This window comes from Pseudomonas sp. PA1(2017) (assembly GCF_001945375.1).
Classification (GTDB): domain Bacteria; phylum Pseudomonadota; class Gammaproteobacteria; order Pseudomonadales; family Pseudomonadaceae; genus Aquipseudomonas.
Genome location: NZ_MSXU01000001.1, coordinates 168178 through 180987, shown reverse-complemented (window position 1 = coordinate 180987; position 12810 = coordinate 168178). Strand labels below are relative to the sequence as shown.

Below are 12810 nucleotides of genomic sequence, written 5' to 3'. Positions count from 1 at the left end.
GTGGGTTGCCAATGAGGATCGAAAAAGCCCGCCGAATGGCGTAATGCTGTTCACTTAAGAAAAAACGCCGCTTTTTCGAAATGTGGAAGCGACGTTTTTCCTGGGTTTCAAGGCCAATACAAGCGATGAATCATCTCGCTCTGCAGCCTAAGTGAACAGCATTACGCCGAATGGCGGGCTTTTATGTGGCAACCAGGTCAGAGCTATGACCATGGCTGCACTGGGCGGTTCACCGACCGCCCAGCTTTGTGCGCTACGTCACGCGGCGACAGGCCGCAGAGAGTATGTCTTCAACTGCTCGGCGAAGTCGCGCAGGGACTGAATGCCACTCGCCTCGGCGTCGTGAACCCAGTGCTTGATGGCCTCGAGCATGTCATGACCATTGGCACTGGTTCGCGCCCAGATTTGTTGAAGAGCCAGGCGCTTCTCGTAAATCACCTTGAGCGCCTGGCTATGCGCCAGCATGGCATCGATATGCACCTGCTGCTTGTCATGCAGCAGGCTCGGCTCGCGAGAGAGCAGTCGCTTGGCGCGGCGGAACTGATGCCGAACGGACTCGTCGGCCTTGGCCAGCTCCTGCTTGACCAGCGGGCCGATCACCAGCTTGCGGTACTGAGCCATGATCTGGAAGCGGTTGTTGAGGATGGCCATGGCGGTGTCCATGTCCAGAATCCCCTTGCCCGGCACTCGATGGGCGATCGGCGCAACGCGCTGAACCTTGGCGAGCCCCAGGAAGCTGAACAGTTTTATCCACGCCCAGCCCATGTCGAACTCCCAGCGTTTGACCGACAGCTTGGCAGAGTTGGGATAGGTGTGATGGTTGTTATGCAGCTCCTCGCCGCCAACGATGATGCCCCAGGGCACCAGATTGGTAGCCGCGTCGCGGCACTCGAAATTGCGGTAACCGACGGCATGACCCAGGCCATTGATGACGCCGGCCGCCCAGAAGGGAATCCAGATCATCTGCACGGCCCACACGGTCAGGCCAAGCGCGCCGAAGAGCAGTACGTCGATGATCAGCATCAGCGACACACCGCCAATCGGGAAGCGCGAGTAGACGTTACGTTCGATCCAGTCATCCGGGCAGTTCTTGCCGTAGATGCGCAGGGTGTCTTCGTTCTTCGCCTCTTCGGCATACAATTCGGCGCCTTTGCGCATCACCGTGCCAAGCCCCTTGACCACTGGGCTGTGGGGATCATCGGCGGTTTCGCATTTGGCGTGGTGCTTGCGGTGGATGGCCGTCCACTCGCGGGTGTTCATGCCTGTGGTCATCCACAGCCAGAAACGGAAGAAGTGCTTGAGTGCAGGGTTCAGCTCCAGGGAGCGATGGGCCGAATAACGGTGCAGGTAGACCGTCACAGCGACGATGGTGACGTGGGTCAGCAGCAGGGTGACGACGATGAGCTGCCAGACCGGCAAGTCGAGAAAACCGTTGTACCACATGGGCAGGGGTACCTCTTGCAGAGAAAAAGCGATGCGGACAAAGTGCCGCGCCTCCATTATCAACATCGTCTGCTGGAAAACCACTTGGTCTTTTGACTAAGGATGTTACAAGGTTGACCCCAGCGATGAACTTTACCAGTGAAAGGGAAGCCCTTATCTGCCCATGAGCACTCGGCAAGGCGCATTACGCCTGACTTTGAACTACCTGATAGCCGCGGGCCTGTGGATCGTGTTCAGCGACATGCTACTGGCATCACTCGAACTTACGGCCCGACAGACGGAGCAGGCTCAGGTCTGGAAAGGCCTGGTATTCGTGTTGCTGACCAGCGCCCTGCTGTACCTGACGATAAGCCGCCACCTGGGCCGCCAGGCACGGATCGGCACGGCACTGCGCGCCAGCGAAGAACGCCTCAGCCTGGCCTTGTCGGCCACCGAAGACGGCCTCTGGGACTGGGACCTGCGCCGCCAGAGCGTGTATTACTCACCGGGTTACCACGCGCTACTGGGCATGAAGGATGGCGAGCTGAGCGATGATCGCGACCACTGGCTGCAATTGCTGCATCCCGAAGATCGCCCGGCTTATCAGCGAGCCCTCTATGAACTGATGCAGGCGAGCGAAGACACCGCCTATGAAAACAGCTATCGCCTGCGCCACCGCGACGGCAGCTACCGCTGGGTATTGTCCCGCGGGCGCTTGCAACTCGATGCCCAGGGTCGCCCGGAGCGTTTCATCGGCACCGTAAAGGACATCACCCAGCGCCGCGCCGATGCCGAAAGCCTGCGCCAGGCAGCAGCGGTATTCGAGTCGACCCAGGAAGGCGTGCTGGTCACCGATGCGCAGCAGACCATCGTGCACATCAACCCGGCGTTCAGCCGAATCACCGGCTACAGCGAAGCGGAAATCCTCGGCAGGCACCCAACTCTGCTCAAGTCCGGCCGCCACGATGCCGCGTTCTACCAGCATCTCTGGCACACGCTGCAAACGCAAGGCACGTGGAGCGGCGAGGTATGGAACCGCCGCAAGGACGGCGAAATTTATCCGCAGTGGCAATGCATCCGTGCCATCCGTGGCGACCACGGCCTGCTCAGCCACTACGTGGCGGTGTTTTCCGACATCAGCGTGCTCAGGCATTCGCAGCAGGAACTCGACCACCTCGCTCACTACGATCCGCTGAGCAACCTGCCCAACCGCCTGCTGTTCAGCGAGCGTGTCGAGCATGCCCTGCAACGCGCTCAGCGCGAAGATGATCGCGGCGCGGTACTGGTCGTGGATCTGGATCATTTCAAGCACATCAACGAAAGCCTCGGCCACAACGTCGGCGACCTGTTGCTCAAGGCCACCGGCGAGCGGCTGGCCAGCAGGCTCGGCAGCGGCAGTACCCTGGCCCGCCTCGGCGGTGACGAATTCGCCGTGCTCAGTGAAGACTGCACCCAGGCCGAACAGGCTGCGCACCTGGCGCAGTCGCTGATCGACTGCCTGAACGCGCCGTTTCTGCTCGATGGCCAGGAGCTGTTCATCTCGGCCAGCGTCGGCATCTGCCTGTACCCCGACGACGCGAAGACCGCCGATGAAGTGCTGCGCAACGCCGACTCGGCATTGTTCAAGGCCAAAAGCAGTGGCCGCGAGGGCTTCGCCTTCTACGATCAGGAACAGACCGAGTACGCCCGCCAGCGCGTGGAGCTGGTAGCCGGTATGCGCCATGCCATCGACAACGACGAACTGCGCGTGCATTACCAGCCGCTGCACAGCCTGACCGATAACCGACTGATAGGGGTCGAAGCACTGGTGCGCTGGCAGCACCCGCAGCGCGGGCTGGTGCCGCCCGGCGAGTTCATCCCGATCGCCGAAGACAGCGGCATGATCAGCGCCATCGACGCCTGGGTGCTCGAGCAGGCATGCCGGCATATGGTCGCCTGGCGTAGCGCCGGGCGTCATCTGCAGTTCGTCGCCGTGAATATTTCCAGCCGGCTGTTCAGCCGCGGTGAGCTCGATCAGCGCGTTGCTCAAGTACTAGCCAGTACCGGCCTGCCGGCGGGCTGCCTGGAACTGGAAGTGACGGAAAGCGCAGTGATGGACGACCCGGATCAGGCCCGGGCCCTGCTCGAACGCCTGCGCGGGCTGGGTGTGCGCCTGGCGATCGACGACTTCGGCACCGGCTACAGCTCACTGGCGCGCTTGAAACGCCTGCCGGTGCATAAACTCAAGCTCGATCAGAGCTTCGTAGCCGGCCTGCCCCATGACAAGGACGACCTGGCGATCACCCGCGCGGTCATTGCCCTTGCGCATAGCATGGAGATGAAGGTGCTGGCCGAGGGCGTAGAGCGTGCCGAGCAACTGGAGCACTTGCGCCAGCTGGGCTGCGACTACGTTCAGGGCTACTTCATCGGCCGCCCGGTTGCAGCGCAGGATCTGCAACTGGCGTGACCAATGCCACGCCAGTTGCCCGCATCAAAACAGCGCCTTGCGCGCCTCGCTGGTCAGGACTTCCTCGGGGCGCTGACCGACGGCTTCGGCAACCTGATAAGCACGCTGCACCGCTGGTCGTTTGCCCATGCGTGCCAGCCAGGCGGCCATGTTGGGGAAGTCCTCGAGACGCTGGCGCTGCAACTCCCAGCCCTTGGCCCAGGGGTAAATGGCCATGTCGGCGATCGAATAGTCACCGGCCACGTACTCACGCCCCTCGAGCTGACGATCCAGTACGCCATACAGGCGCGCCGTCTCCTTCACGTAGCGGTCGATGGCGTAGGGAATCTGCTCCGGCGCGAAGCGCACGAAGTGGTGGTTCTGCCCGGCCATTGGCCCCAGCCCGCCCATCTGCCAGTGCAGCCATTGTTGAACCTGCACGCGCAAGCGCGGCTGCAGCGGCATGAAACGCCCGATCTTGTCGGCCAGGTACTCAAGAATCGCGCCGGACTCGAACACCGAGATCGGCTCGCCGCCGTCACTGGGATTGTTGTCGACGATGGCCGGAATCCGGTTGTTCGGCGATATCTTCAGAAAAGCCGGCTCGAATTGCTGGCCCTCGCCGATATTGACCGGGTGCACGTCGTAATCCAGCCCACTTTCCTCGAGAAAGATGCTGATCTTGTGGCCGTTGGGGGTCGTCCAGTAATGGAGATCGATCATGGGGCGCTCCTGTCGAGTGATGGCGGGGCCTGCCTGCGCCGGCGGGCGGTGCATGAATCTTGGAGCAAGGCCCCGCGCGCAGAGTTCAGCCGCGGTGACCCATCGGACGAGGGCGGCGTCCAGCATGCGCTTCGAATGCGCAATCGGCCTCTCGCACTGAACGATGCAGGCAAGGCACAATCGAAACGCCGCGTTGAGCAGCGTGTCAGTCATTTTCCCTAAAGGTCGCGATCCGGATGCCGTCCCCCTCTTTGCGCCACTCGCTGCGTCGCCTCTGGGCATTGGACAAGTTCAGCTACAGCCTTCGGGTGTTCATTGCCCTGGGCGGCAGTCTGGCGCTGTGCTGGCATCAGAGCTGGATGCACAGCCTGATTCCACTGTTTCTCGGCGTGATCGCCAGCGCCCTGGCGGAAACCGATGACAGTTGGCAGGGCCGGCTCACCGCGTTGCTGGTCACCCTGGGGTGCTTCAGTGCCGCGGCGTATACGGTCGAGTTCCTGTTCCCCTATCCCTGGCTGTTCGTCAGTGCCCTGGCGCTGTCGGCCTTTGCCCTGACCATGCTCGGCGCCCTGGGCGAACGCTTCGCCACGCTCGGTTCGGCCACGCTGATTCTGGCGGTGTACAGCATGATCGGCGTGGAACAGCGCGGCGGCGTAGCCGGGCTGTGGCTGGAGCCGCTGCTACTGGTGGCGGGCGCCGCCTGGTACGGTGTGCTGTCGGTGCTCTGGCATGCCTTGTTCGCCCACCAACCGGTGCAACAGAGCCTGGCCCGACTGTTTCGTGAGCTGGGCCTGTACCTCAAGCTCAAGGCCGCGCTATTCGAGCCGCTGCGCCAGCTGGACGTGGAAGCACGGCGGCTGGATCTGGCCAAGCAGAATGGCAGGGTGGTGGCAGCGCTCAACGCGACCAAGGAAATCATTCTGCACCGGGTCGGCAATGGGCGTCCCGGCCCAAAGGTCAGCCGCTACCTGAAACTGTATTTTCTCGCCCAGGATATCCACGAGCGCGCCAGCTCCTCGCACTACCCTTACAACGCCCTGGCCGAAGCCTTTTTCCATAGCGACGTGATGTTCCGCTGCCAGCGCCTGCTGCGCCTGCACGGCAAGGCCTGCCATGCCCTGGCCCAGGCCATCGAGCTGCGCCAGCCGTTCGAGTATGGCGAGCATTACAGCCAGGCCCAGGCCGACCTGCAGGCATCTCTGGAACACCTGCGCATCCAGAGCAACCCGGCCTGGAAACACCTGCTGCGCTCGCTCGGCGCCCTGGCCGGCAATCTTGGTACGCTAGACCGCCTGCTCAGCAGTGCCAGCAACCCCGATGCCCTGGCCGAGGAGCAGGACAGCTCGCTGCTCGACCGCGAGCCGCAGTCGCTGCGCGATGTGTCGGAGCGCATCCGTCTGCAGCTCACCCCCACGTCGCTGCTGTTCCGCCATGCCCTGCGCCTGTCCATCGCCCTGGCTGCCGGTTACGGCGTGCTGCACTGGATTCACCCGACCCAGGGCTACTGGATCCTGCTGACCACCCTGTTCGTCTGCCAACCCAACTATGGCGCCACGCGCATGAAGCTGGTGCAGCGCATCGTCGGCACCGTGCTGGGCCTGCTGCTGGGCTGGGCGCTGATCGACCTGTTCCCGGCGCAGCTGATCCAGGCCTTCTTCGCCGTCGCTGCCGGCGTGGTGTTCTTCGCCACCCGCTCCAGCCGCTACACCGTGGCCACGGCAGCGATCACCCTGCTGGTGCTGTTCTGCTTCAACCAGGTGGGCGACGGCTACGGGCTGATCCTGCCGCGCCTGTTCGATACCCTGCTCGGCAGCCTGATCGCCGGCGTGGCGGTGTTCCTGATCCTGCCGGACTGGCAGGGCCGCAGGCTCAATCGCGTGGTGGCCAACACCCTGAGCTGCAACAGCACCTACTTGCGGCAGATCATGCGTCAGTACGCCGAAGGTAAGCGCGACGACCTCGCCTATCGCCTGGCACGGCGCAACGCCCACAACGCCGACGCGGCGCTGTCGACCACCCTGGGCAATATGTTGATGGAGCCTGGGCATTTTCGTAAGGAGGCGGATATCGGCTTCCGCTTCCTGGTGCTCTCCCACACCTTGCTCAGCTACCTGTCGGGCCTGGGCGCACATCGCGGCGAAGCCCTGCTGGCCGACGAGCAGAACGAGCTGCCGGCCAGTGCCCTGCGCTTGGCCGACAGCCTCGACGAGATTGCCCGCGGCCTCAGCGAACAGACACCCGTCGTGATCCAGAGCGATCATGAAGAGCATCTCGCCAGTTGCCTGGAGCAGATGCCCGATGATCTGGACGACGCCCAGCGCCTGGTGCAAACCCAGCTCTCGCTGATCGCCCGACAGCTCGGCCCGCTGCGCACGCTGGCAGCGCACCTGCTCAAGAACCGCGAAAAGCCGGTTAGCGGAGTCTGATGGCCATGGACAAGCACGCCATCTTGCAGCAGGTCATCGAGCGCCTCGGCGTGGAGCTACAGGCCGCCGAACAGGCGGCGCGGGTCGCCCATGAAACGGCCACTCACGAAGAGAATGTTGCCGAGAACAAATACGACACCCTTGGGCTGGAGGCTGCCTATCTGGCAGCCGGGCAGGCTCGACGCGTGGAAGAGATCGGCCTGCGCCTGCGCGTCTGGCGCCAGTTGCAGGTGCGCGCCTATGACGATGCCCAAGGTATTCGACTGACCAGCCTGGTGCTGCTGGCCGACGAGAACGACCAGCGGCAATGGCTGTTTCTCGGCCCGGAGGGAGCGGCAATCAAGGTGCAGGTCGAGCAGCGCACGATTCTCGTGCTGAGCCCCGATGCACCGCTAGGCCAGCGCCTGCTCGGGCGGCGTGTCGGTGACGAGGTCGAGCTGACCGTTGCCGGCCGCTCGCAGCACCACGAGATCATCGAAGCCTACTGAGCTCAGGCCAGCGCACCGGCCTGCAGGTCACGCCAGGTCAGGTACAGGCGCAGGTCGAACTCCAGCTGCTGGTAGTCCGGCAGCATGTATTCGCAGAGCTTGTAGAACGCCTTGTTGTGATCGCTTTCCTTCAGGTGCGCCAGCTCGTGCACCACGATCATCTGCAGGAACTGCGGCGCCGCTTCGCGAAACAGCGAAGCGACGCGAATCTCCTTCTTGGCCTTGAGCTTGCCGCCCTGCACTCGGGAGATGGTGGTATGCAAGCCGAGAGCACGGTGGGTCAGGTCGAGGCGATTGTCGAACAGCACCTTGTCGATGGCCGGCGCATTCTTCAGGTGCTCCTGTTTGAGCGCCATCACATAGGCATACAGAGCCTTGTCACTCTGGATCGCGTGGCGGCCCTGATAACGCTGCGCCAGGTAATCGCCCAGGCGCTCACCCGCGATCATCTGGCGAACCTGCTCCTGTAGCGAGGCGGGGTAACCCTGGAGGTACTTGAGCGGCGTCATGGCGGCATGGCAGAGGTGGCTGAGGCAGCCCATTATGCCCCACCCGATTACAGCGGTACCACGCGCAACAGGCGGCCATCGGCGCTGTCGGTCAGCAGGTAGAGGGCACCGTCCGGACCGTCGTAGACGCCACGTATGCGCTCCTCGAGCTCCTCGAATAGGATGTCCTCGCCCGCCAAGCGCCCCCCGTCGAGCCGCACCCGGCGCACGCTCTTTTCGGCCAGCGTGGAAACGAACAGATCGCCCTTCCAGTGCGGGAAGCGGTCACCGGTATAGAGCGCCAATCCGGAGGGCGCGACCGACGGCGTCCAGTGCAGCTCCGGTGGCAGGTAACCCGGCAGCTCGGTGAACGGCGTGACCATCGCGCCGGTGTAATCGATGCCAAAGGAAGCCAGCGGCCAGCCGTAGTTGCCACCGGGCTGCAGCAGGTTCAGCTCGTCCCCCCCTTTGGGGCCGTGCTCGTGGATGTACAGGCGCTCGTGCTGGCGATCGTAGACGGCGCCCTGGATGTTGCGGTGCCCCAGGCTGTAGATTTCCTCGGCAGCGCCTGGCTGACCACGCAGCGGGTTGTCTCGCGGAACGCTGCCGTCGCGGTTCAAACGCACCGTCTTACCCAGATGGTTGGCCGGGTTCTGCGCCTGCTCACGCTGGTCGAAGCCATCGCCCAGGGTCAGTAGCAGGGTGTCGTCCGGAAGGAAGACGATCCGACCGCCATAGTGCGAGGCGCCCGCCTTGGCCGGCAGGGCGGTGAACAGCACCTGGAAATCGCGCAGCTCGTCGTCGACCAGGCGAGCGCGAGCCAGCCGCGTATTGTTGGCATCGAGCTCGCCATGGGCGTAGCTGAGATAAATCCACGGATCGCTGGCAAAATGCGGGTCCAGCGCCACCTCCATCAATCCCGCCTGAGTGGCCACGAAGGGTGTCGGCAACCCACTGACCGGCTCGGCCTGAAGCTGACCCTGAGCATCGATCAGGCGCAGTTGCCCGGTACGCTCGGTCACCAGCATGCGCCCATCCGGCAAAAATGCCAGGGACCAGGGATGTGCCAGCCCGCCAGTAACGGTTTCGATACGGTAATCGGCGTGGGCCAGCGCACTCGCGCAGATTCCCACGATCAGCAAGACAGCTTTCACCATCACACCCTTGATTTTGGAAGTGACCATCATCGGGCGCCGCCGCTGAAACGTGCGAACACCAGGCTGCCCAGACTGCCGCAGAGCATCAGCGCCAGCGTCCCGGCAAGGGTGCGATTGGCGCCGATCAAGGTCGGCATCGGCGCCACCGCATTAGTGAAGATCAGTGCCAGCAGCATGGCCAGGGCACCAGCGAGCAGAAAGGCCAGCCAGCGCAACGCGCCCTGAGCGGGCGCCAGCCATGCAGTCAGCGGCAAGGCAACGAGGAAGGCTGCGACCACCAGGGCCGCGAGCGTGGGGCTGAACCCCAGCAGATCATGGGCCGTGGTTTTCAAGCGAATGCCTGGAGGAATATCGGCACCGAGCTGTTGCAGGGCGGCGAGGTTGAACTGGGTCTGGACAATGCTGCCGAGCACGGTGGCAACCAGCACGGCCAAGCCGAATGGCAGCCATGGGCGAGAATTTTGAGGCATGGGAGCCAACATCCTGAAACACAAGGCGCCAGTATGGCGCAGCGCTTGCGAGGTCGCGGATCAGGAGTTTTACATGGTTTTTCGTGAAGTGATGATCATCCGTGACGGCATACTCATGGCAAAAACACCGCTGCAAAATCGCCCCGGCCAAATGCACGAAAGCCGCCTGCCCATTACGACGGGCAGGCGGCTTTCGGGGCAATCGCCAGATGCGGGGATCAGTTGACCTTGGCGGTCAGCTCACCCTTGGCGTAACGCTGGAACATGCCTTCCAGGGAGATCGCTTTGATCTTGGACGCATTACCGGCGGTGCCGAAGGCTTCGTAGCGAGCGATGCAGACGTCACGCATGGCTTCCACGGTTTTGGCGAAGTATTTGCGCGGGTCGAACTCGGCCGGATTCTGCGCCATGAAGCGACGGATCGCACCAGTGGAGGCCAGACGCAGGTCGGTGTCGATATTGACCTTGCGCACGCCGTACTTGATGCCTTCGACGATTTCCTCGACCGGCACGCCGTAGGTTTCCTTGATGTCGCCACCGTACTTATTGATGATCGCCAGCCAATCCTGCGGCACCGAGCTGGAGCCGTGCATCACCAGGTGAGTGTTGGGGATGCGCTTGTGGATTTCCTTGATGCGCTCGATGGACAGCACATCGCCGGTTGGCGGCTTGGTGAACTTGTAGGCGCCGTGGCTGGTGCCGATGGCGATGGCCAGGGCGTCGACCTGAGTGGCCTTGACGAAAGCTGCGGCTTCTTCCGGGTCGGTCAGCAGCTGGCTGTGATCGAGTACGCCCTCGGCGCCGACGCCGTCCTCTTCACCGGCCATGCCGGTTTCCAGGCTACCCAGGCAGCCCAGCTCACCTTCGACCGAAACGCCGCAGGCGTGAGCGAAGGCAACGGTCTGCTGAGTGACGCGCACGTTGTAGTCGTAATCGGCGGGAGTCTTGCCGTCTTCCTTGAGCGAGCCGTCCATCATCACCGAGCTGAAACCCAGCTGGATGGAGCGCTGGCACACGTCAGGGCTGGTGCCGTGGTCCTGGTGCATGCACACCGGGATGTGCGGGAATTCTTCGATCGCGGCGAGGATCAGGTGGCGCAGGAACGGCGCGCCGGCGTACTTGCGGGCACCTGCGGAGGCCTGGACGATGACCGGCGAATCGGTCTTGTCGGCAGCTTCCATGATGGCGCGCATCTGCTCGAGGTTGTTGACGTTGAAGGCCGGCACGCCGTAGCCGAATTCGGCGGCGTGGTCGAGCATCTGGCGCATGCTGATAAGTGCCATGTTTTGCTATCTCCCGATAGGGCTCGTTGATCGTGCAAGCCTGCCGCAGTGGCAGGCGCTATTCAAGTTTGCGCGAGCGGGGCAGCCCGCTCGCAGGTCATTCAGGGCGCTTTGCAGCCGCGCCCGAGCAAATCGTCATTGGCGGTGCGGTAGACCAGGCCTTCCTCGCCCTTGGCATGGAAGGACAGCGTACCGTCGCTGTACAGCTCACCGGAACCGGAAGGCTCCAGGCTCAGGCGGTGAACGACATCGCTGCCGCCCATGCGCAGATCAACCTGTTCGTGAGCCGGGTCGGCATAACGCCAGAACACCTCGGCCTGGCTATCACAGACCCAGCGATTCCATTGCTGGCTATCGGCGTAGTCCTTGCCGGCACAACCGGCCAGCATGGCCAGCCCAAGCAATGCAGCAGCGTATTTGAAACGGTTCATCGCAGTCTCCTTGCTTAGCAGTTCTGCTCGCCTATAGGCGGCGTCGAGTCACCTGTGCTCTGCCCTTCGATGCGCTGATCTTCGCGCGTGGTCGGCAGATCGATTTCCGCCGGGCTCAAGACACGGCAAGCATCATCGCGAGGCGATCCGCCACCTGCACATCCGCCCAGAACCACACATACCATCAGTACCACGGCCGCGTTACGCATAGGGGTCACTCCTTGCTGGCTGATTTCCATACAAGGTTAATGACCACCGGGGCCCGCCAAGGTTTAGGGTCTGTACCAAAACGGCCCGTACCGACCCCAACAGCCTGCCGTCGATTATTCGGCTGCACGCTTCTGAAGGATTTCCACTGCCGGCAGCACCTTGCCCTCGACGAACTCGAGGAAGGCGCCGCCGCCGGTGGAGATGTAGGAAATGCGCGAGGCAACGTCGTACTTGTCGATGGCTGCCAGGGTGTCGCCGCCGCCAGCGATGGAGAACGCCGGGCTTTCGGCGATGGCCAGAGCCAGGGCCTTGGTGCCTTCACCGAACTGATCGAACTCGAACACGCCGACCGGGCCGTTCCACAGGATGGTCTTCGACGCTTTCAACAGTTCGGCGAACTGCTTGGCGGTTTGCGGGCCGATGTCGAGAATCATGTCGTCGTCGGCCACATCGGCGACCGCCTTGACGGTCGCGGCGGCAGACTCGGAGAACTCCTTGGCGACCACTACGTCGACCGGCAGCGGCACGTTGACCTTGGCGGCGATGGCCTTGGCAGTGTCGACCAGATCAGCCTCGTACAGCGACTTGCCGACCGGAAAACCGGCCGCGGCCAGGAAGGTGTTGGCGATTCCGCCACCGACGATCAGCTGGTCGCAGATGCCGCTCAGGCTGTTCAACACGTCCAGCTTGGTCGACACCTTGGAGCCGGCGACGATTGCCGCCATCGGCTTGGCCGGCGCGCCCAGGGCCTTGCCCAGCGCGTCCAGTTCGGCGGCCAGCAGCGGGCCGGCCGCGGCGACCTTGGCGAACTTGGCCACGCCGTGGGTCGAACCTTCGGCGCGGTGAGCGGTACCGAAGGCGTCCATCACGAACACGTCGCACAGGGCGGCGTATTGCTGGGCCAGCTCGTCGGCGTTCTTCTTCTCGCCCTTGTTGAAACGCACGTTCTCGAACAGCACCAGCTCACCGGCCTTCAGTTCGACACCGTTCAGGTAATCCTTGACCAGTGGTACCTCGCGGCCCAGAGCCTTGCTCAGGTAGGCGGCTACCGGCGCCAGGCTGTTCTCTTCGCTGAATTCGCCTTCGGTCGGACGACCCAGGTGCGAGCAGACCATCACCGCAGCGCCTTTTTCCAGGGCCAGCTTGATGGTCGGCAGCGCGGCAAGAATGCGCGCATCACTCTTCACAACGCCGTCCTTGACCGGCACGTTGAGGTCTTCACGGATCAGCACGCGCTTACCTTGCAGATCAAGGTCGGCCATTTTCGCGATGTTCAGGGTCATTGAA

Annotated in this window: 12 protein-coding genes; 4 read left to right on the top strand and 8 right to left on the bottom strand. The window is 63.2% G+C overall.

Translation table 11 applies throughout. The annotated features are described in order from the left end of the window. Positions 1–258: 258 nt before the first annotated feature. Entirely contained in the window at positions 259–1443 is a 1185-nt protein-coding gene (gene desA / locus BVH01_RS00815; RefSeq protein WP_075928516.1) for a delta-9 fatty acid desaturase DesA, read from the bottom strand. A 163-nt stretch (positions 1444–1606) separates the two neighbouring features. Here desA and BVH01_RS00810 point away from each other — a divergent pair, with 163 nt between their 5' ends. Then, complete coding sequence (locus BVH01_RS00810) at positions 1607–3868, top strand: bifunctional diguanylate cyclase/phosphodiesterase (protein ID WP_075928515.1); 2262 nt, start codon at positions 1607–1609, stop codon at positions 3866–3868. Positions 3869–3892: 24 nt separating this feature from the next. On the opposite strand, the gene BVH01_RS00805 is transcribed toward BVH01_RS00810, so the two are convergent. Next, on the bottom strand, positions 3893–4570 hold the full coding sequence (locus tag BVH01_RS00805) for a glutathione S-transferase N-terminal domain-containing protein (RefSeq protein WP_075928514.1): 678 nt from the start codon (positions 4568–4570) through the stop codon (positions 3893–3895). 236 nt (positions 4571–4806) lie between these two features. Between BVH01_RS00805 and yccS the strand changes: the two genes are divergently transcribed. Beyond that, positions 4807–6996, top strand: a complete 2190-nt coding sequence (yccS, locus tag BVH01_RS00800; protein ID WP_075928513.1) for a YccS family putative transporter — start codon at positions 4807–4809, stop codon at positions 6994–6996. 5 nt (positions 6997–7001) lie between these two features. Continuing rightward, positions 7002–7484 carry a GreA/GreB family elongation factor gene (locus tag BVH01_RS00795; RefSeq protein WP_075929105.1) on the top strand — a complete coding sequence of 161 codons (483 nt, stop codon included), beginning with the start codon at positions 7002–7004 and terminating at the stop codon, positions 7482–7484. A 2-nt stretch (positions 7485–7486) separates the two neighbouring features. Here BVH01_RS00795 and BVH01_RS00790 read toward each other — a convergent pair whose 3' ends face one another. From BVH01_RS00790 to BVH01_RS00780, 3 genes are read right to left on the bottom strand one after another with little or no spacing between them, the layout of a single operon-like run. Further along, positions 7487–7993 carry a M48 family metallopeptidase gene (locus tag BVH01_RS00790; protein ID WP_075929104.1) on the bottom strand — a complete coding sequence of 169 codons (507 nt, stop codon included), beginning with the start codon at positions 7991–7993 and terminating at the stop codon, positions 7487–7489. Positions 7994–8040: 47 nt separating this feature from the next. Beyond that, positions 8041–9129 (bottom strand): PQQ-dependent sugar dehydrogenase, encoded by a 1089-nt coding sequence (locus BVH01_RS00785; protein ID WP_139317763.1) that lies wholly within the window; start codon positions 9127–9129, stop codon positions 8041–8043. A gap of 26 nt (positions 9130–9155) precedes the next feature. Further along, a complete protein-coding gene (locus tag BVH01_RS00780; protein ID WP_075928512.1) occupies positions 9156–9599 on the bottom strand; it encodes a hypothetical protein in 444 nt (147 codons plus the stop codon). On the opposite strand from BVH01_RS00780, the gene BVH01_RS00775 reads away from it, so the two are divergent. Continuing rightward, the gene (locus BVH01_RS00775; protein WP_075928511.1) at positions 9598–9825 is read left to right on the top strand and encodes a hypothetical protein; all 228 of its coding nucleotides are present in this window, start codon (positions 9598–9600) and stop codon (positions 9823–9825) included. The two genes, BVH01_RS00780 and BVH01_RS00775, sit on opposite strands and share 2 nt — an antisense overlap. Here the strand turns inward: BVH01_RS00775 and fba are convergent. From fba to BVH01_RS00755, 3 genes are all read right to left on the bottom strand, one after another. Then, positions 9818–10882, bottom strand: coding sequence for a class II fructose-bisphosphate aldolase (fba, locus tag BVH01_RS00770; protein WP_075928510.1), 1065 nt, complete (start codon positions 10880–10882; stop codon positions 9818–9820). The genes BVH01_RS00775 and fba overlap by 8 nt on opposite strands. A 101-nt stretch (positions 10883–10983) precedes the next feature. Next, the gene (locus tag BVH01_RS00765) at positions 10984–11313 is read right to left on the bottom strand and encodes an MliC family protein (RefSeq protein WP_075928509.1); all 330 of its coding nucleotides are present in this window, start codon (positions 11311–11313) and stop codon (positions 10984–10986) included. Between the two features lie 323 nt (positions 11314–11636). Next, positions 11637–12806: a phosphoglycerate kinase gene (locus BVH01_RS00755; protein WP_371915314.1), complete on the bottom strand. Its 1170-nt coding sequence runs from the start codon at positions 12804–12806 to the stop codon at positions 11637–11639. Positions 12807–12810: the final 4 nt, after the last annotated feature.

Excerpts from the sequence above, each read along its gene's own strand:
- desA (WP_075928516.1), bottom strand. The coding sequence starts at position 1,443 with ATGTGGTACAACGGTTTTCTCGACTTGCCGGTCTGGCAGCTCATCGTC.
- BVH01_RS00790 (WP_075929104.1), bottom strand. The coding sequence starts at position 7,993 with ATGACGCCGCTCAAGTACCTCCAGGGTTACCCCGCCTCGCTACAGGAG.
- BVH01_RS00795 (WP_075929105.1), top strand. The coding sequence starts at position 7,002 with ATGGACAAGCACGCCATCTTGCAGCAGGTCATCGAGCGCCTCGGCGTG.
- BVH01_RS00785 (WP_139317763.1), bottom strand. The coding sequence starts at position 9,129 with ATGGTGAAAGCTGTCTTGCTGATCGTGGGAATCTGCGCGAGTGCGCTG.
- BVH01_RS00765 (WP_075928509.1), bottom strand. The coding sequence starts at position 11,313 with ATGAACCGTTTCAAATACGCTGCTGCATTGCTTGGGCTGGCCATGCTG.
- BVH01_RS00805 (WP_075928514.1), bottom strand. The coding sequence starts at position 4,570 with ATGATCGATCTCCATTACTGGACGACCCCCAACGGCCACAAGATCAGC.
- BVH01_RS00775 (WP_075928511.1), top strand. The coding sequence starts at position 9,598 with ATGGGAGCCAACATCCTGAAACACAAGGCGCCAGTATGGCGCAGCGCT.
- BVH01_RS00755 (WP_371915314.1), bottom strand. The coding sequence starts at position 12,806 with ATGACCCTGAACATCGCGAAAATGGCCGACCTTGATCTGCAAGGTAAG.
- fba (WP_075928510.1), bottom strand. The coding sequence starts at position 10,882 with ATGGCACTTATCAGCATGCGCCAGATGCTCGACCACGCCGCCGAATTC.
- BVH01_RS00780 (WP_075928512.1), bottom strand. The coding sequence starts at position 9,599 with ATGCCTCAAAATTCTCGCCCATGGCTGCCATTCGGCTTGGCCGTGCTG.
- yccS (WP_075928513.1), top strand. The coding sequence starts at position 4,807 with ATGCCGTCCCCCTCTTTGCGCCACTCGCTGCGTCGCCTCTGGGCATTG.
- BVH01_RS00810 (WP_075928515.1), top strand. The coding sequence starts at position 1,607 with ATGAGCACTCGGCAAGGCGCATTACGCCTGACTTTGAACTACCTGATA.